This window comes from Vibrio sp. ED002, from assembly GCF_023277445.1.
Lineage (GTDB): Bacteria > Pseudomonadota > Gammaproteobacteria > Enterobacterales > Vibrionaceae > Vibrio > Vibrio jasicida.
In genome coordinates this window covers 308,941-328,631 of record NZ_CP080238.1, presented here as the reverse complement: position 1 = coordinate 328,631, position 19,691 = coordinate 308,941, and the positions used below count along the sequence as shown (strand labels likewise).

Below are 19,691 nucleotides of genomic sequence, written 5' to 3'. Positions count from 1 at the left end.
ACGATAGCGGGCTCTGTATTTATCTCAACTATTCCAAGTACCACTCACTGCCTTGTACATCGGCTTCAACTAGCCAAGTGCGGTCATTCCACTTCAACGAATTATCAAGGCGGTTCTTTATCTGCCCGTTTTCCCATCGCCATTGTTGGGTAGGAACATCCCCACACTCCTCAAGAGTAATCTCGATACCTTGCTGATCGAGGCACAATTCTGAGTTGCTTCGACTCATGAGCTTCCCTACAGAAGTTAACTTCCACTCTTGGTTATCCCCATTATGACAACGCCAACCAAATACTCTTGAGCCCTCACTCGATGCGCGGTACTCCACATCAAGACACTGCGAGCCACTCTCCGTGTTGGTTTTTATTTTTTTCCATCCATCTTGGTCATCCTGCTTACCTGACGAAGCGGTAAACAAAGCTTCGACGACTGCCGTCATTGGTTGTGTGTAGCGAGAAGCACGTGGTGCTTGGTACTGCCAACTCTGCGGAATCGGTAAAGACATATCCCATTCGCCATTTCCGTCATAATAGGATTTCGCCATCGCTGCTGGTGTTGGCGTCCAAAGAAAATCTGGGTGACGATTTTGATACCACTCCCCTCCAATTACTTGTCCATTTGCATCGATTTCAAGGTCGTAGTAATACGTCACTCGTGATACGCCATCATAACGGGGCATGTCAGTCGAGCGATGCGTAGGATTCGTTTCAACCATGTATTCGACTTGCATTTGAACACCAACAATGGAAGCTGCGCGACGTGAGCGATATGCAGAGAAACGATCTTTGTCGTAAGATTCCAAGCTGATCATGACATCTGCAGGGTCAGAGGCCGAGCGGTACGTTTGTGGATTAAAATATTGCAAGTTGTAGCCTAAAACAGGCTGGTTCCAAACTTGATAATCGTAAGTAGCATCCATGATCAAGCTACGGCCAGATAACCCCAACTGGTTTAACACCGCTAAGTGCCAACTGGCTGGGTTGGTGTCATTACAAACCGGTTCAATCACTCGCCCATTTTCATCTTTTGCTGGGTTCTTTATGTTACATCGCCCACCAATAAAACGAGTTTCAAACGGCGCTTCTGCCCACAATAAAGTTCCAAGTGCTTTGATATCAGAAGGGTAAAACTTTAAAGGCTCCCCATTGGCATCTGGCACAGTGACGGATTGCGTCGGCCTAGGAAGCATATACGCAGCCGCAGCCCAGCCATGGCACAGTCCCATCCAGCGTTCTACACTGCCATTCGATTCGTAGTACCCTTTGCCAGAATCCCACGAACGTTTTGATAGCGTAAATTGAGTATCCCCCACCAGCAAATCGTATTTTTCTGCCGGAGATAAATCCTCTCGATCCTGTCCTTGAACCGAGACTACCGGTTTTTGAATGTGCGAAAAGTCAAAATACTCTTGCCAATTGCTCGCACTGAGTTCCCTGTCGCCATAACGCCAAGCAGCAGCGCCAGAATACAGAGGCCAGTAGGTGTCGGACCAAGGTTGTACATCAAGTCGTTTGAAGTTTGGTGTCTGACGGTGTAACTCATCGAGATTTCGAATCAGGCCATTGCCTAAATCCACCAAACGTGCGGGGTTGTCATTATTAAGATTTGCAGAAAATGAGTGATGAGATTCTGATGTCGCTCTCTCCATAATGACATCACGCACGGATGCTCGAATGGATTCCGATTCTTCAACAATGATGGGAGACGAGTCGCCTTCTTTCTGAGGTAACTCGTTCATTACTTTTGAAGGATTCTCATGAAAAGCATTCATGAAAGATTCAATCTTGTTATCAGCAGCACTCACACCAAATACAGGCGCTAAGCAAAGTAAGGTCATTATTCGTTTCATTTCAGAACTCTATTTATACGTCAGTTAAATTAATTATCGATAATTATTCTCATTATCGATTAATGACGTAGAGTGCTGAGATTTGTTGATGAAATCAATCGACTCATCGGACCAATAATTGAATTCGTGATTTCACCTTTGAAGATTGATTAGTTATATCTCCTAATTTATTTAAAGTGAAAGTTATCGATATTTGGCGGTCTACTCACAACAACAAAATGATGACAATGCAAGCAATTAAAACGTTTCGATGATGAAAGGGCTTAGTTTTTTCCGGTTTGGTCGATACAATAGAAAACCAATGACCAAATCCGCAGTTTATCGTGAAAGCATCTGAACTCATCTCCCTTATCAACAATTTGCCTGATGGTAGCGATCCCGATATCGTAATGGGTGAAGAATGGCTACCAGAGCGTTTAGAGAGCACCACGCTTGATGGTGATATGCTGTTTATGCATTTCGATAATGCACCAGAAGATGGCCAAGGCGAAGAAGAAGGCCGTGGTTTTGTTGAGCATGAAATTGACTTGATTCGTACTCGCCTACAACAAATCCTTGATGAAGATAGCGACAGTGCGTCAAAAGCCGACGCCATGTTAGGTTTGTTTCTGATGGGACATGAACTTAGCAGCTCACAAGTTATCGAAATACTCGAAGAAGATTCAGAACACTGATTCAAAATACTAAGGAACCACTTTGCCAACATCGCTCAACACCAATGAACTTTCCTCTCTTCCCCTGATTGTTGCCGGCCCGATTTTAAGAAAGGTCACCGCGAAGGAAGTGAATATTTGGTTGGTGACCACGCAACCTCTCGAAGGCTTGGTTGAAATCAGCGATGCTGGCACGGGTGAACAATACTATTCTCAGCCTGTTTCAAAAGAGCATCTATTACAAGTCGGTAAACGTGCTTGGGTTTGCATGCTGACGCTGCAAGGCGAATTTCCTACCCACCGTGCACTGCGTTATCAGCTCCATACTCAATCCGGTTTGTTAACCGAGTTGATGCCCCATCTTATCTATGGCGAAGATAAGCAAACAGAGCAAGGTGTAGAATTCTTGATCAGCGAGAAAGCTGATTATGTATTGCACGGTTCTTGTCGTAACCCACATCATTTTAGTAAGGACACACTCGTCCAAGCAGACGTAAAAGTCGCTAGCCAGCAGATAGAAGACCGCCCAGATATGCTGATCATGAGCGGCGATCAAATCTATGCCGATCATGTGGCGGGTCCAATGCTGGACGCCATCGAACAGTTGGTCGAGTTATTGGGCTTACCTGACGAAGAGTTCGAACAAGCGCCGATTAAAAACACGCAAGAGCTGTATCAAAGCCCAGATTGCTTTTATGGCCGAGATAACATTCTGCCTCACTACGTGGACGACGGAAGCTTACTGAGCAAGTTCTTCCCCCATCGTGGTATCCCTATTTTCAGTTCACGTGAATGCGAAAACCATCTCATCAGTTTTGCCGAACTGTTTGCGATGTACCTGCTCGTTTGGTCTCCAGTACCATGGACGCTAGTCAATCGTGAACGTTTATTGGAAAGAGAATTTACAACGGGCGGAAAAGCGTTAGAGCCGAAATGGCAGCAGCATTGGCGTGATGAGAAAGTCCACATCGATGCTTTTGTTGAAGGCTTGAATAAAGTCCAACGTTTGCTTGCTCACGTTCCTACTTACATGATCTTTGATGATCATGACGTGACCGACGATTGGAACCTAACGGTTGGATGGGAAAAAGCAGCCAATGAGAACCTCTTCTCACATCGCATCATCGGTAACAGCCTGATTGCTTACTGGTTATGCCAAGGTTGGGGAAACGCGCCAGAAAAATTCAACGCCTCGTTTGTGGAGCATGCGCGCCGTTACTTTGAAGAGCTGACTTCAGAGTCTCAAGACGAGTTCATAAAGTACCTCTATCGTTTTGAAGATTGGCACTACACGATTCACACCTCACCAAAAGTGGTGGTACTGGATACACGTACTCGTCGTTGGCGTTCAGAGTCTCGTATGAACAAACCATCAGGCTTGATGGATTGGGAAGCCTTGATTGAATTCCACCAAGAGTTGATGCACCAAGACAAAGTGATCATTGTCTCTGCCGCGCCCATGTTTGGTGTGAAGTTTATTGAAACGCTGCAACGCATCATGACGGGCTTGGGTCAGCCATTACTGATTGACGCAGAAAACTGGATGGCGCATCCGGGCAGTGCGAATACCTTGATCAGTATTTTCACTCACACCAAAACCCCAACTAACTTCGTGATTCTCTCTGGCGATGTACACTACTCCTTCGCCTATGACATCAAGTTGCGTTTTCGCCGTAATAGTCCAAACATCTATCAGATCACTTGTAGTGGGATTAAGAACCAATTTCCTGCGCAACTACTGAGCGCATGTGATGCAATGGATCGCCTGCTTTATAGTCCTCGCTCGCCATTGAACTTGTTTACCAAACGTAAGCGTTTGAAGATTTTTAAACGCGCCCCAAGCAACCACAATTTTTATCGACTCGTGAACCAAAGTGCGATTGGCGAGCTGAGGTTGGATGAAGACGGAAAGCCAAATAATATCAGCATCTTAACGAGTGAAGGCGATTCAATCGATTTCCCGCCGACAAAGGTTGAGGAATAAATCTGCTTTTTGGCGGTCAAATACTGTATTGAGCAAAAATGTCATCTCAATCGTATGAGATCTTGATCAAATTCAATCAAGACCTTGAGATTTGCTCAAACCATTACCATCTTAAATAAATAGATAACAGCTTGGTGCTCAACATGTTTAATTCGCTTACTTCATTATTTAAACAACTTATAGAAGGCTCGGACCTTAGCCAATCCAACACACTGTCACCCAATATGGCGATAGCATGTTTGCTTTGTGAAGTAGCTGGTGCGGACCATCAAATCGATGAAAGGGAGCAAGCGACCAAACGCTCTTTGATCATGAAATTGCTTTCTCTAACAGAAGAAGAGACCGGCACCCTACTGAATCAGGCTCAGAACCGATCGAGTGAGTCGACTTCCCTTTATGACTTTACTTCTCAACTGCGTGAGCTTTCACAAGAAACCCGCTATGAACTGATCAAGAGTATGTGGGAGGTAGCGTACGCTGACGGTGAAATTGACCCATTGGAAGATGCCGTCATTCGAAAAACAGCGGAGCTGCTCTATGTAGACCACAGCGATTTTATTCGAGCGAAATTGCAGTCTCAGTGAAGCACAGTCTCCATAAACAGTAAGAACCAATAAAAAACGCGCTACATGAGCGCGTTTTTTGTGTCTCTAGTCTGGATTAAGCCGAATCAAACATCGTCATCTCCGCAAGAGGCTAGCCAACATTGTTGTTATTTACTAACAACCAAAGTAAAGCCGGCTTATGACGAGAAGACTGAAATCCGATGAAAGATTTATGAAAACAGAAGCTTATAGCATGGTCAGTGCAAGTTTCGCCAAGTTGTATGCATCCACATAACCGGAATGCTGGCGACCTTCCCATTCGATGCCTTTGGCCTCTTGTGCGGCTTTGTGACCAATGCGTTTTTCTTTCAAGCGGTTTTGTATGCGATACAAGGTCGCTAGATTAATGAACTCACTAAACGGGGCATCAATGCCTTTTTGTTGGCACTCTTCAAGCAAGATGAGGTCATCACGTCCCCAAGAGGCATAGATCTTATTACGACCGCCAAAGTTCTTCAGCATCGACTTCAGCACTTCCTCTAATGGTCTGCCCTGCTTTTCAATTTTACGTGGTGTGATACCAGTTAATTCTGCGCAAAACAATGAGACTTCATCATGTTCAGGCTTTACGTAGTATTGAGCGCGCTTAACGATTTCACCTTTCGACAAATCTATTTCAGCCAAACCAACTTCAATGATTTCACCCGTGCGACCTACGCCGTTTTCACTCCAGCAGCACATTTCTAAATCGAAGCAGACGATACGGTTATGGTTCATAGTTTGTCTTGATTCCTAACGTAAATTTGAAAGCGTGAGATTCTACCGTAACCAATCTCAAAACTCGAATTTGCTCGCTGAATTAATCACCGATCGATACTGAGTTTCGGCCATTTTCCTTACTTTGGTAGAGCTGCACGTCCATTTTGTGGAACAAACTCTCAGGATCTTCATCTTTATGCACTGCTGCACCAATGCTCAAAGAACAGATAATAGGAGTTGCCCCGTATTCAAAAGGAGAGCTGGCGACAATACCACGCAGTTTCTCTAAATGAGCAGCCAACTCTTCTTTATTGGTTAAACGAGAGAGTATGCAGAATTCATCACCGCCAGCTCGGTAGAAGCGATCGCCTTCAAGCAAATTCGCATTGACCAATCGAGTAACATGGAGCAAAGCTTCATCACCAGCTAAGTGACCGTGCTTATCATTGATGCGTTTAAAGTGGTCGATATCAAAGCCAACCAAACTAAAGGCAACGCCAGTATTAATATAATGCAGTAAGTTGTCGTTAAATACGCGGCGATTGAGTAACTGAGTCAACGGGTCTAACTCTGCCATGCGTTTTAGTTCTACCGTTTTATTATCCAGCATGACCGCTAAACGCTCTTTTTCCCGTGACTGTAGATTCACTATATAACTGATCAAAAGTGCAATAACCAAGCCCGCAATCCCCGTCCCGTAAAGCACGGAGCGCTCCCAAGCAGAAACGGATTCCGTTAGCTTGAATTCTACCTTCCATTCTCTATTGGGTAGTTGAATCTTGCGGCTAATAGTTTTCCCTTTCAGGTCACTCCAATTATCGCTCTGAAACAGCAATGGGTCGTCGTATGCATCAAAGCCTAAATCTTCCACCTTAATCGACATATCGAGCTCTGTCGCTGTCTTGGTGATCAACTCGTCGAAGTAGACAGTGCTGCGAACAACACCGACGACAACGCCCAGAAGCTCGTGGTTGTCGTAGCTAAACACTGGGTGATAGACCAACAATCCAGTTTTATCGAGGGATTGATCGTATCCATCTTGAAGCAAGCGCACTTTATCGGAAATGTTGGCTCTACCCTGAGTAAGAATGTCATCTAGAATCAGTTCAAAACGCAAACGCGAAGAATAGAAGCCAAGCAGAGAAAGGTTCTGCGGCGTTCTTGGGTAAATGTCGGTTGCAATAAACGCCGGAGCGTCATCTTTTAAGATATAGCCATTGGTTTTAGGCCCATCTTTTGGCACGGTAAAGATATGAAAATCAGGGAACGTTTTACGCGTTTTTTCCAAGAAGAGATCGAGATCTTGTGGGTCAACACGCTCCATCCATTGCAGACCAACTAGGCTTTTGGAACCATTAACGACTTGTTTGGCATACAAGGGAAATTGTGACCAGTATGAGTCATCGACAGAGTGAAAAAAATTCGCTCCTGCCCCGATAAACTCAAGGTCATTTTCTACTGCAGATTTTAAAGATTCAGCTTGGCGATCCGCCAAGGTATCGAAGATGGTCATCGTATAGCGCTGCTGGATTTTATAAGCAACACCAACCATAGCCGCTGTCACGATAAGCACCGCAATGAAAGCGACAATAGAAGCAGAATACCGTTTGAGAATGCTCTGTTGAGCCGTGCTGTATGTCATTTAGTGTTCCACGTTAATTACGTGCAAAGCTTCGATAATGATGGAAATACTGCGCCACATGTGGATAAACATCAAGCAACAACGTTTGCATCCCTATCTAATCGTTGATTTTTCATGCTAATCATGCGGTATATTCACGAATTATTACAGTCTTAAGCCTTGAATATGCTACCATCCACCATCATTTTAATGTCTAAACTTGGTGCAGGTCGCAAAGCCGATCCTTTTAGTAAACACACATGAGCCAATACTGAGCACCAGTAAATCAATAGAAAGAGAAAAATGTCATGAACATTGATTTGAACCTAATTCCTCAAACGTTCGATATGTTGCACGCAGGCCTTGCGGCTTCGAGTGTTTTACTTCTTCTAATCGCGGTATCTCGCAAATCTAAAGTGATCGAGAAAGTGGTAGAAAAACCAGTCGAGAAAATCGTCGAGGTTGAGAAGCCAGTCGAGAAGATCGTAGAAGTAGAGAAAGTCGTGGAGGTAGAGAAAGTCGTCGAGCGTGTTGTAGAAGTTGAATCTAAGCTTGCTACTGCATCTACAGACTCTGCAATGCAGCTGCTTTCTATCATGCAGCAAGAAGCTCGTCTAATTGACTTCCTAAAAGAAGACCTAACGTCATTCTCTGATGAGGAAGTTGGCGCAGCCGCTCGCGTAATCCACACTGGTGGTCAAAAAGTATTAAGCGACTACGTGACGCTAGCACACGTTCGTAACGAAGACGAAGAAACTCGCATTACTGTTGAAGAAGGCTTCAACCCACAAGAAATCCGCCTAACTGGCAACGTAACAGGCAGCGCGCCATTCAACGGCACGCTAGTTCACAAAGGTTGGAAAGCAACATCAATGACGTTGCCTAAACTGGCTGAGAACTACGATGCATCTGTGATCGCTCCAGCTGAGGTTGAGCTGTAATGGAACACATGAACCAAGAAAACCATTCTCAAGAAGCGTCTGTTGAAACTCAACAGACGCCTAAATTCAGTGTTGGTATCGACTTAGGTACAACACACTGTGTCATGTCTTTTGTTGATACACACAACGAAGACGCTCGCGTTGAAGTGATGCCTATCCCGCAACTTACTGCGCCGGGCACGGTAGAGACTCGTAGCCAATTAGGCTCTTTCCTTTACCAACCACACGAGCACGAAATGAACCCGCAATCACGCGTTCTTCCGTGGTCGAGTGAGCCAAAAGCTCTGGTTGGTGCAGTTGCACGTAACCTAGGCTCGAAAACGCCAATTCGCCTTGTTGCAAGTGCGAAATCTTGGCTTTGCCACGCAGGTGTGAACCGTCGTGATGCTTTCCTGCCAGCAGGTAGCCCAGAAGAAGTGGAAAAAGTATCCCCTCTTCGCGCGACAGAGCTTTACCTAGAGCACCTAAAAGACGCTTGGAATCACACGAATCCAAATCACAACCTTGCCGATCAAGACGTGACTATCACGGTACCAGCTTCTTTTGACCCTGCTGCCCGCGATCTAACTGCAGAAGCAGCACGCAATGTTGGTTTTGTGCACCTAACACTGTTAGAAGAGCCACAAGCTGCGCTTTACAACTGGATCGATAACAGCAACGACAAATGGCGCGACGAAGTTGAAGTTGGCGACATCGTGCTTGTGGTCGATATCGGTGGTGGTACAACCGACCTTTCTTTGGTGGAAGTAACCGAGGAAGACGGTAACCTAACTTTGAACCGTATCGCGGTAGGTGAACACATCCTACTTGGCGGTGACAACATGGACCTTGCGCTTGCGTACCGCTTGAAGATGAAGCTAGCGCAAGAAGGCAAAGAGCTACAGCCATGGCAAGTTCAGGCAATGACGCACGCTTGTCGTGATGCTAAAGAAGCGTTATTGAACGACAGCGAGCTTCAGTCAGTGCCAATTGTAGTACCAAGCCGTGGTTCCAAACTGCTTGGCGCAACGCTGAAAACAGAACTGACTCAAGAAGAAGTACAACAAACACTGGTTGACGGCTTCTTCCCTCAAGTTGCGATTACGGACCACCCTGTTCAACGTAACCGTGGTGCACTAACGCAAATGGGTCTGCCTTACGCACAAGATGCAGGCATTACTCGTCACATTGCTGCGTTCTTGTCTAAACAAGCCAATGCTCTTTCTACTTCAGGAAATGGCGCAGAAGCAGCAGCTCAAGATTTCAACCCATTCGCGAACATGCCTGGTATGCCAGGTGCGGATGTAGCGCAATCGGCTGACTTCATCAAGCCAACCGCAATCCTATTCAACGGTGGTGTTCTGAAATCGAAACTTCTAGCAACTCGTCTAGAAGACACGATCAACGAATGGCTAATTGAAGCAGATGCTGAAATGGCAAAACGCCTAACAGGTGTAGATCTAGACCTTGCGGTTGCTAGCGGTGCGGCTTACTACGGCTCTGTACGTCGTGGTCAAGGCGTTCGTATCCGTGGTGGTATTGCTTCGGCGTACTACGTGGGTATCGAAAGTGCGATGCCAGCGATTCCGGGCATGGCGCCTCCAATGGAAGCACTTTGTGTTGCACCATTTGGTATGGAAGAAGGTTCAAGCGTTGACGTACCAAGCCAAGAGTTTGGTTTGATCATCGGTCAGCCGGTTAACTTCCAATTCTTCGGCTCAACCGTTCGTCGTGATGACCTAGCAGGTACTCACCTAGACTACTGGGCACCAGAAGAGCTTGAAGAGCTTCCAGAAATCCAAGTAACGCTGCCTGTATCTGAAGGTCGTCGTGAAGGTGAAGTGGTTCCGGTAACCCTAGCCTCTCGCGTCACAGAGCTTGGTACGCTTTACTTAGAAGCCATTGCCGCTGATAACGGTCAGAAATGGCATGTTGAGTTCGATGTGCGCGAAGACGCAAAAAGCAACTCAAACGAAGAAGAATAAATAGAAATCAAACGGCATCCAATCGGGTGCCGTTTTTAAATACACGAAGGTTTGTATGGCATCTCCTCGTTTTCTTGTTGGTATTGACCTTGGCACCACAAACACTGTGGTGGCGTATTGTGAAATCACCGACAACCTTGAACAATCCAAAGTATCCCTATTCGACATCGACCAATTGATTGGTCCGGGTGAAGTGGTTCGTAAACCATTGCTGCCCTCTTTCCGCTATCACCCTGCGGTTGGTCAAATCTCCCCTTCCGACCTAACACTCCCTTGGGAAAACGAACCTGTCTCTGGCGACATTAGTAATGTGATCGTGGGTGAATGGGCTCGTGAATTAGGCGCGAAGGTGGAAGGACGTCAGGTATCCAGTGCTAAAAGCTGGCTATCGCACCAAGCAGTGGATCGTAGTTCAGACATTCTTCCTTGGGCGGGCGCGCAAGACGTAGATAAAGTCTCACCCGTTATTGCCAGCGCAAGCTACCTCAACCACATTCGTCAAGCATGGAACTACCGTCACCCTAGCAATAAGCTAGAAGACCAAGATGTGGTTGTGACCGTTCCAGCGTCGTTCGATGAAACCGCTCGTAAGCTCACGCTTGAAGCCGCTGAGTTGGCAGGTTTGAAAAAAATCGTCCTGCTCGAAGAACCACAAGCCGTATGTTACGACTGGTACGCACGCCACCAGCAAACCGCAGCTGATGAGCTCAAAGAGTTACCGCTGATTCTGGTGTGTGATGTGGGCGGTGGTACTACCGACTTGAGCTTGATTGAAGCCAGTTTCTCTTCTCAAGATGAGCTAGCCCTTGATCGTATTGGTGTTGGCGAGCACTTGATGCTTGGTGGTGATAACCTCGACTTAGCATTAGCGCACCTTGCGGAAAGCCGCCTTTCTCAAGATAAAGGGGAACAAAGTAAGAAGCTCACTGCAGCAAGCCTGACTAAGCTGATTCAGCAAACTCGCAAGGCGAAAGAAAACCTACTTTCAGCGAGTGCACCTGAAGAAGTAAAAATCACCATGCTAGGCAGCGGCTCAAAACTTCTTGGCGGAACAAAGAGTATTGGGTTGAGCAAACAAGAAGTGCACCAAATCGCTTTGGATGGCTTCTTCCCGCTTTCTGATTTCAACGAAGTACCAGATAAACGCCGCAGCGCGGTTGTCGAGTTTGGTCTTCCATACGTTGCTGACCCAGCGGTAAGCAAGCACGTTGCCGAGTTCTTAACTCAGCACCAACAAGTTGCTCGTGCCGCTCTTGGCATTGAAGACGACAAACAAAATGCCATTCCAGTCGGTTTACTACTCAACGGTGGTGTGTTCAACAGTGAACTTGTGACCGAGCGTGTCACTACCCTCCTTTCCGATTGGCGCGGCGCACCCGTTACGGTACTAGACAACCCACATCCAGATTGGTCTGTTGCGCTAGGTGCCGTTGCATTTGGTAAAGCACGTCGTGGCGCACAACTTAAAATTGGTGGTGGCGCAGCGCGTTCTTATTTCTTGCATCTTCAAGAGAAGAACAAGATGGGCAAAGCGCTCTGTTTGCTTGCAAAAGGTACAGAAGAAGGACACGAGATACGCTTAAGTGGTCGTCGCTTCTCGCTTACCCTAGGTGAACCTGTTCGCTTTAACCTGCTAACTTCTACCCACGACACCTTAACCAATAACACCGCTATTCAAAACGGTGTGATGGTTGATGTTGACCCCGACTTGTTTGCTCCTCTTCCACCTTATGTCACCACTCTCGAGGGTGAAGGCGCCGAACTGCAAGCCAACCAGAAAGAGCGCGTAGAAGTACAACTGGCGTGTCAGTTGACTGAAGTCGGCACACTTAAGATGGAATGTGTCAGCGCAGAAGACGACAGCAAACGTTGGGAACTGGAATTCGAAGTTCGCAACAAGCAAACCGATGACAGCGAACAAGTTAAGCTTCACCCTAAACTGAACGAATGTAAGGAGCTGATCGCTCGCCTTTACAGCGGTAATAAGAAAAGCGCGGAAAGCAAAGAGATCAAAACCTTAGCCAAAGATCTTGAGAAGAAACTGGGCAAACGGGACGAGTGGGATTTCACTACCCTACGTCAACTGTTCGATACCTTTGCACAAGGTCGTAAGCGTCGTCGCCGCTCTGAACAACACGAGAAAAACTGGCTTCGTTTGGCAGGCTTTGCGTTGCGTCCGGGCTTTGGCGATCCAACCGACTCATGGCGCATTGAGCAAGTTTGGGGTCTCTACCAACAAAACATTCAGTTTAAGAACCATCAAGGTTGGACTGACTGGTGGGTATTCTGGCGTCGTATTGCAGGTGGTTTAAGCCAAGAGCAACAAGAGACCATCTTGGCGGACATCGCGAAATACCTACACCCTGGCGCGATGAAAAACCCACAATCCGCCAAAACGGCACAAGACATGGGTTATGAATCCATGGTTCGATTAGCGGCATCGCTTGAACACCTAGAAGTCGAAGACAAAGTTCTATTGGCAACGTGGTTCTTGAGCAAAGCCATCAACCATAACCAGTTCGAACAAGCACACTGGTGGGCAATGGGTCGCTTGGCATCGCGTACGCCTTTGTATGGCAGCCAGCATAACGTCATTCCTCGTGAACAAGCGGAACAATGGTTGCCTAAGCTGTTAGAGCAGAACTGGCAGAAAGAGCCAATGATCGCTTTCGCAGCCGTAATGATTTGTCGTAAGACGGGCGACCGCCTATTCGATATCTCAGACGACTACCGTGAACAGGTACTGGCTAAGTTGAAGCAAAGCAAGGTACCTGAATCTTGGGTATCATTGGTTGAAGAAGTCAAAGAGCTATCTGAGAGCGAATCGAAGCGTATCTTCGGTGATGCACTCCCAAGCGGTCTGACGCTGGTAAATAACTAGGCTCCCATGCTTATAACCGCAACAAAGCCCTTCTCGTGAAGGGCTTTGTTTTATCTGATTCTGCTTGCTGACGAAAGACGACTCATAAGGGTCTGTTGATCTTTTGCGGTTAAATTTTGTTCGAGATAAAAGCGTTTTAATCGCGGCGAGAGGTTTGTAGCCTAGTTATTCTAAGCAAAATCCTCTCAACAAAGAGTAAAACGCTTTTAGCCGAACCCGTCGGGCAGCGTTTGTGGCTCCTTTCTACTGCGTTATCGGCTTATCAGGTAGGGCAACTACATTTCAAAGCCTCTGCCTTGTATAAAGAACCCACAAACTGCTGCAAAAATCAGCTCAAAAGGTCAACAGACCCTAATTCATTTCCGTATTGATCACCACATCACGCGTTTCATTATCCATATCACTGATGCCGACCACTGAGATTTCACGGTCAGATAAATTCTCAATCATGCTGTCTTCTAACCCACCGTCCGTCATCCACGCATAGAATTTTTCCGCAATACGATCCGAACCTTCCCCGACAAACGTTAATGTGACCTTCTTCATTTGTGACACTCCATCAATTTACGATTCAGCCACTTAAGCGTAGTATGTTTCGCAAATATCGACATAAACTAGGACTAACTTCTTTTATGAGTATCGAAAAATTTGACGCGATTTATCAGCGCGCTGCCGAGCGTAAAGGTGGTGAAGATCAACTTGAAGCGCTTTTATCTCATCCACTAAGCAAAGAAGAATTGGCGGCGATTCCCGACGACCGTTGGCTGGCCGCTTTTTCGATGAAGGTATTCCAAAGTGGGATTTCGTGGAGCGTGGTTCGCAACAAGTGGCCGAACTTCGAAGAAGTGTTCTTCGGATTTAAGATTGAGCCGTTGTTGATGCTTTCAGACGAGCAATGGGAAACCAAAGCAACCGACAAACGCATCATTCGCCACCTCACTAAAGTCATGTCGATCCCTGCCAACGCTCGAATGATCCATGAAGCAAAAATCGAATACGGCTCGTTTGGTAAAATGGTTGCCGATTGGCCACAAGAGAAAATCACCGACCTATGGGCATATTTGAAGAAACGCGGTAATCGCCTAGGTGGAAATACCGGCCCTTACACACTTCGTCAAATGGGCGTTGATACCTTCATCTTGTCTAGCGACGTCGAGGCTTACCTGCGCAATTGCAAGATCATTGAAGGTGGCAAAGATACGAAGAAATCGCTCGATGCCACCAACAAAGCGTTTGTTCAATGGCAGCAAGAAAGTGGTAGAAGCCTGTCTGAGATCAGTCAAATCATTGCGTTCAGCACCGGCGATAACCGTGTTTAATCCAGACTGAACACAAAATAGAAGCGGCGCACCAAATATTGTATTTAGTGCGCCGTTTTATGTTCATTGGTTCAAGTACACATTTACTTTGAAGCCAGTGATTCCCACTCAGTCAGTAGCTGCATAATACGGTGAGAGTCTTCCCATGTTGCACATGGGTTCTCTAACGATGTACGCCCGGCTTCAACCGCTTGGCGAATATTGCGCACTTGATAGAAGAAAGCGTCCCCAGCTGCCAGTACAGACACTTCCCGCTTCGACGTCTCGTAAATTTCCACACTAAACTGATTTTCTTGCGTTGGTAGCCATGGGTTTGAATCTAACGTAATACAACCTTTGCTACCCAGAATGGTGAATTGGTGTTTCAATCCGTGATCTTCGGCAGTGTGTACGCTCGCCGTTTGTTGCTCACCGAATTGCATCATCAAGTTCGACTCGCAGATGTTCCCATCGTTACCTCGTCGGCCAATCGCCGTCATAGAGCGGTTTCCAAAGGCTTGTTCACCCAACATGGTTTTCACCACCAAATGCACCAATGACATTGGGTAACAACCTAAATTATACAAAGCACCTTTACTGTCTGGATTCACAAACTGTGCAATCGATGCAATATAAGACGTATGGATGGAGCGAAGTTCACCAACCTCTCCCGATTTAAGCACCGAAACCAACTCACTGATCAACGGGTGATGCAAATACATCAAACCTTCAGCAAAGAACACCTTGTGCGCTTCTACGGCTTGAAGTGCCAGCTCGGTTTTTTCCATATCTACCGAAAGTGACTTTTCACACAGAATCGCTTTTCCTTGCTCTGCCGCTTTGACGATAAAGTCATGATGAAGGTGATTTGGCAATGCGATGTAAATAATGTCGACTTGCTCATCGGCAATCAATGCATCGTAATCGTTGAACGTGTTCTCGATGCCATATTGCTCAGCGAATGCCTTTAAGTTCTGTTCCGAACGCCCAGCAACCGCGTACAGTTCACTCTTGTCATCGCTTTGGATTGCCTCAGCCATGACACCTGAGATAAAGCTTGTGCCTAAAATACCCCATTTCATGTTCGCCTCTCCTATTGAGCTTGGGTTTCGAATGCTTGAAATAACTCCGCCATTTCAGCCGCAATAAACGCTTGTGTATGCGGCATAGCAAAATGCGCTTCAATCGCGGCGCGGTTTTCATATCGCTCCCAAAGAATCACACGTTGTGGATCTTTAAAATCGTAGGTCGCATTCGCTTGCAAGCACCCCGCTTCGCTTTGCATATCAAGGCAAAATTGTTCAATGGCTTCAACCACTTGTTGTCTTGGCTTATCGGCATTCATTTTCAGTTCGGCGGTAACAAAAATCGTCTCGCTCATGATGGATCTCTTTCTCCATTCTTAATCATACGCCCACTGTAATTAACCTCATTTGATTGATAAACTCTGCTTTAGTTATTTCTTTATCAACTCTGGGTGTGCAATGGACAAATTAACAAGCATGAAAGTTTTCGCTTACGTGGTCGAACATGGTAGCTTTCGTAATGCTGCACACCACTTTGATATTTCACCGACCATGGTTGGCAAACACGTGAGCTTTCTTGAGCAAAGCTTAGGTACACAGCTAATTCATCGCACCACGCGTAAACAGTCCTTAACCGAAGCTGGCAGACTCTACTATCAAGAGTGCCACCGTATTATTGAAGACATCACCAACGCAGAGAACCTAATCCAGACGCTGATTAACCGTCCAACCGGAACAGTAAAAGTTAACTGCCCTGTCACTTATGGTAAAAAGGTCATCGCCCCCATCGTGGCTGACTTCTTAGCTGAATTTCCCGATTTGAACGTTGAGCTGATGTTGGATAACAACTTGATTGACCCATATCGAAGCGAAGCTGACGTGATTATTCGAATCGGTGAATTGGTCGATTCGTCGTTAGTCGCGAGAAAATTGGGTGAATACCACATGACTTACTGCGCCTCACCCTCTTACCTTGAGCAACATGCCCCTATCCAATCGCTTGATGACTTAGCGCAGCATCATTGTTTGGGTTTTCAGTATCATCAAGGGGAAAGCCAACAAGTAGTGAATATGCCATCTAATACCTTTGGAAACAGCAACACCCGATTAACGTCTAATAATGGCGATGTACTTAAGTTTGCCGCGTTAAAAGGCTCTGGTGTTCTTCTGCAACCAAAGATCTTAGTTGAACAAGAAATACAATCTGGCGCATTGATTGAAATTCTCCATCAACATGCTCCCAAGCCAAAACCGATCCACCTGCTTTACCGTTCAAAACAGCTTTCCCTTAAAAATCGCACGTTTGTCGATTTTGTTCTTTCTGACACTAACTAATCCACCTCTCGTCGCCAAAAGCCGATTTCATTTACCATGACAAACTTCGCTGGTACATCAGTGATAAAAATGTCAAATTCATCAGAGGGTGTGCACGATTGAGGACATCATCTTCAACACCTTATTCCAACGTGTGTTTCACCTCTTCTTGTTGAGAGAAGACTTACTTTTTGTGTGAGAATGAATGAATTTCTTCTGTAATTTTAAGCAACTTGTTTAATAAACAAGAACCATGTTATTCATCCAAAAACTTCATTCTTTTTCAATCCTCTCCCAGCCATAATTTTGCTCCAGAATAGCAGACGATAAAAATGCAAATTTGGAGGTTGGCTGTGCGTAATACAAAAGGTTTTACACTGATAGAATTAGTGATTTGCATCGTCATTCTTGGCGTATTGAGTGTCGTCGCATTTCCCAAGTTTCTGGACATTCAAAAGGATGCGAGAGTCGCCGTGCTTTATGGGGCACGTGAAGCTTTAATGACAGCAAATAATCAGGTGTACGCTAAAGCCGTTATTCAATCTCAAGAGCAAGTTGATTCAGGTGATCTTAAAAACATCGACTTGGACAATGATGGTGTGAACGATTTGATTGGTTATTACGGTTATATCAAGAATGTGATTCCCGCTCATGATTTAGCAGGATTTGATCCGCAATTAACGATCAATCGATGGTATGGGGTTGAAGACGAAAATGAACCCTATTTCCTCATCGGTTTTGCTAACAAGCCTGTAGACATCTTTCACCTTTGCTATGTTGAGGTATACTACCCACATACAGCCGGTGGTCAAATAAAGTACGAAATTAAAACTGACGACTGCTAAAACGCCTTAAAATGGGCTTCAAGAGACTTACTTTTGAAGCCTTCCCTCTTTTACACGACAGAAACCCGCAAAACCAAGCATTAACATAAATTTCACAATATTTTGTTACATCCGGTCCTTACAGAGATAGATAAAGCTCTAAATCAATGCACCATGACAAAATCGACACATTGTATTGTTTTTTATTTCGCTCAAAAATTATGCTTGTAAACTCATCATTTCGCTCAATAATGGTTCCATAATAAATTCAATCATTTAAGCAGGAGGCGAAATGCGAATATTCTGGCAATTGCGTTGGTATTTTCGACAAAAGTGGAAACATTATGTAGGTTCAATCCTATTATTTGCTGTTATTTCCGCCCTGCAATTAATTCCTCCCAAAGCGGTTGGTATTATCGTTGACGGTGTCGTCGATAACACGCTAGAAACCCGTACCTTAGTCATGTGGTTATTGGGCCTTATCGTGTTGTTTTTTGCGATATATGCCTGTCGAATACTCTGGCGTATATGGCTATTTGGCGCGAGTTGGGAATTAGGGACCATTTTGCGTAATCGCCTGTATCGTCACTTGTCGACTCAACCTCCTCGTTTCTTTGAGCGTTTTAAAACTGGTGACCTCATGGCCCGAGGCACTAATGACGTGCGTAATATCGTGATGACCGCTGGAGAAGGTGTACTAACGGCAGCTGACTCACTGATTACTGGCATTGCAGTACTGATTGTGATGGTCACTCAAGTCAGTTGGAAGCTCACTGTCATGGCGTTGTTACCAATGCCATTCTTGGCGGTAATTATCTTCTTCATTGTTCGTATTCTTCATAAACGCTTTAAAATTGCCCAAGAAGCCTTCTCTTCAATGTCAGATATGACGCAAGAATCTCTCAATGGCGTTCGCATGTTGCGTGCTTTTGGATTAGAAAACCAAGAGCAACAACGCTTCGAAGACGTCGTTGATGATACAGGCGCAAAGAACATTGCAGTTGCAAGAGTGGATGCTCGTTTTGATCCTGCCATCCAGATTACCATTGGTATGTCATTCTTCCTAAGTGTGGCTTCTGGCGCTTACTTGGTAGATAAAGGCGACATCACTTTGGGTGATTTAACTGCATTTACCATGTATCTCGGCTTAATGATTTGGCCAATGCTGGCCTTTGCATTTTTGTTTAATATTCTTGAGCGTGGCTCTGCCGCTTGGAATCGTCTACAAGAAATCTTCGATGAACAACCTGAAATCATCAGTGGTGAGAAATCGTTAGGTAAACAGCCATTACCATTGAACATCAAAATTGATGAATTCTATTGGTCTAAGAATTTACCCGCCGCACTAACCGATTTATACGTCACATTAGAACCTGGAAAGATGTTGGGTATTGCGGGACCGGTTGGTAGTGGCAAATCAACGCTGCTGACTCTCTTGCTCCGCCAACATGATATGGATAATGGCACGATTCAGTTCGGTGACATCAACATTAAAGATGCCGTATTACCTGAGTGGCGAAATCGTTTTGCCGTCGTTAACCAAAGTCCTTTCCTATTCTCTAAATCGATCTTCGACAACATCGCTTTAGGTAATCCAGATGCGTCGAAAGACGAAGTCTACCGCGCGGCAAAATTGGCGTGCATCCATGACGATATCGAAAAGTTTCCTGAAGGTTACCAAACCGAAGTGGGCGAAAAAGGCATTACCCTTTCTGGCGGTCAAAAGCAACGTATCGCGATCGCTCGTGCGATGTTATTAAATGCTCAGGTTCTCGTGTTGGATGACGCACTGTCTGCCGTAGATGGCCGGACAGAACATCAAATACTTAAGAACTTAGAAACTTATTATCGTGACCAGTCGCTGATTGTCATTGCCCACCGTCTAACGGCTCTAGAGGCGGCTGAAGAAATCATCGTACTAAACCACGGTCACATTGGAGAGCGCGGACAGCACAAAGCGTTGCTTGAACGTCAAGGCTGGTACGCTGAAATGTATCAGTACCAAAAACTTGAACAGGCAATGGAGGACTAAT

Annotated in this window: 16 protein-coding genes; 10 read left to right on the top strand and 6 right to left on the bottom strand. The window is 45.7% G+C overall.

What is annotated here, in order from left to right; translation table 11 throughout:
- Positions 1–28: 28 nt before the first annotated feature.
- Positions 29–1,849 (bottom strand): ricin-type beta-trefoil lectin domain protein, encoded by a 1,821-nt coding sequence (locus tag ITG12_RS01960; protein ID WP_283102918.1) that lies wholly within the window; start codon positions 1,847–1,849, stop codon positions 29–31.
- Positions 1,850–2,172: 323 nt separating this feature from the next.
- Here ITG12_RS01960 and ITG12_RS01955 point away from each other — a divergent pair, with 323 nt between their 5' ends.
- The 3 genes from ITG12_RS01955 to ITG12_RS01945 all read left to right on the top strand — a co-directional run bounded on the left by ITG12_RS01955 (position 2,173) and on the right by ITG12_RS01945 (position 5,070).
- Entirely contained in the window at positions 2,173–2,523 is a 351-nt protein-coding gene (locus ITG12_RS01955; protein WP_038872292.1) for a hypothetical protein, read from the top strand.
- Between the two features lie 22 nt (positions 2,524–2,545).
- Entirely contained in the window at positions 2,546–4,486 is a 1,941-nt protein-coding gene (locus tag ITG12_RS01950; protein ID WP_248873502.1) for an alkaline phosphatase D family protein, read from the top strand.
- Positions 4,487–4,629: 143 nt separating this feature from the next.
- A complete protein-coding gene (locus ITG12_RS01945) occupies positions 4,630–5,070 on the top strand; it encodes a TerB family tellurite resistance protein (RefSeq protein ID WP_248873500.1) in 441 nt (146 codons plus the stop codon).
- A gap of 207 nt (positions 5,071–5,277) precedes the next feature.
- On the opposite strand, the gene ITG12_RS01940 is transcribed toward ITG12_RS01945, so the two are convergent.
- Entirely contained in the window at positions 5,278–5,808 is a 531-nt protein-coding gene (locus tag ITG12_RS01940) for a 3'-5' exonuclease (protein ID WP_038872287.1), read from the bottom strand.
- Positions 5,809–5,890: 82 nt separating this feature from the next.
- Positions 5,891–7,432 carry a sensor domain-containing diguanylate cyclase gene (locus ITG12_RS01935; RefSeq protein WP_248873497.1) on the bottom strand — a complete coding sequence of 514 codons (1,542 nt, stop codon included), beginning with the start codon at positions 7,430–7,432 and terminating at the stop codon, positions 5,891–5,893.
- A 287-nt stretch (positions 7,433–7,719) separates the two neighbouring features.
- Between ITG12_RS01935 and ITG12_RS01930 the strand changes: the two genes are divergently transcribed.
- The 3 genes from ITG12_RS01930 to ITG12_RS01920 are packed head-to-tail and all read left to right on the top strand — an operon-like array spanning position 7,720 to position 13,197.
- Positions 7,720–8,352, top strand: coding sequence for a DUF2760 domain-containing protein (locus tag ITG12_RS01930; protein ID WP_038872281.1), 633 nt, complete (start codon positions 7,720–7,722; stop codon positions 8,350–8,352).
- Positions 8,352–10,316 carry an Hsp70 family protein gene (locus ITG12_RS01925; RefSeq protein WP_095760070.1) on the top strand — a complete coding sequence of 655 codons (1,965 nt, stop codon included), beginning with the start codon at positions 8,352–8,354 and terminating at the stop codon, positions 10,314–10,316. The genes ITG12_RS01930 and ITG12_RS01925 overlap by 1 nt, the downstream gene beginning before the upstream one ends.
- A 55-nt stretch (positions 10,317–10,371) precedes the next feature.
- A complete protein-coding gene (locus tag ITG12_RS01920) occupies positions 10,372–13,197 on the top strand; it encodes an Hsp70 family protein (protein ID WP_248873496.1) in 2,826 nt (941 codons plus the stop codon).
- Between the two features lie 351 nt (positions 13,198–13,548).
- Here ITG12_RS01920 and ITG12_RS01915 read toward each other — a convergent pair whose 3' ends face one another.
- Positions 13,549–13,743 (bottom strand): hypothetical protein, encoded by a 195-nt coding sequence (locus ITG12_RS01915; RefSeq protein ID WP_005377692.1) that lies wholly within the window; start codon positions 13,741–13,743, stop codon positions 13,549–13,551.
- An 86-nt stretch (positions 13,744–13,829) separates the two neighbouring features.
- Between ITG12_RS01915 and ITG12_RS01910 the strand changes: the two genes are divergently transcribed.
- Entirely contained in the window at positions 13,830–14,516 is a 687-nt protein-coding gene (locus ITG12_RS01910; protein ID WP_054823495.1) for a DNA-3-methyladenine glycosylase I, read from the top strand.
- A gap of 83 nt (positions 14,517–14,599) precedes the next feature.
- On the opposite strand, the gene ITG12_RS01905 is transcribed toward ITG12_RS01910, so the two are convergent.
- Complete coding sequence (locus ITG12_RS01905) at positions 14,600–15,577, bottom strand: Gfo/Idh/MocA family oxidoreductase (protein WP_248873493.1); 978 nt, start codon at positions 15,575–15,577, stop codon at positions 14,600–14,602.
- Positions 15,578–15,588: 11 nt separating this feature from the next.
- The gene (locus tag ITG12_RS01900; RefSeq protein ID WP_042605797.1) at positions 15,589–15,876 is read right to left on the bottom strand and encodes an antibiotic biosynthesis monooxygenase; all 288 of its coding nucleotides are present in this window, start codon (positions 15,874–15,876) and stop codon (positions 15,589–15,591) included.
- Positions 15,877–15,979: 103 nt separating this feature from the next.
- On the opposite strand from ITG12_RS01900, the gene ITG12_RS01895 reads away from it, so the two are divergent.
- The 3 genes from ITG12_RS01895 to ITG12_RS01885 all read left to right on the top strand — a co-directional run bounded on the left by ITG12_RS01895 (position 15,980) and on the right by ITG12_RS01885 (position 19,690).
- Positions 15,980–16,855 carry a LysR family transcriptional regulator gene (locus ITG12_RS01895; RefSeq protein WP_248873491.1) on the top strand — a complete coding sequence of 292 codons (876 nt, stop codon included), beginning with the start codon at positions 15,980–15,982 and terminating at the stop codon, positions 16,853–16,855.
- Between the two features lie 332 nt (positions 16,856–17,187).
- Entirely contained in the window at positions 17,188–17,679 is a 492-nt protein-coding gene (locus ITG12_RS01890; protein WP_038872259.1) for a type II secretion system protein, read from the top strand.
- 271 nt (positions 17,680–17,950) lie between these two features.
- A complete protein-coding gene (locus ITG12_RS01885) occupies positions 17,951–19,690 on the top strand; it encodes an ABC transporter transmembrane domain-containing protein (protein WP_038878728.1) in 1,740 nt (579 codons plus the stop codon).
- Position 19,691: the final 1 nt, after the last annotated feature.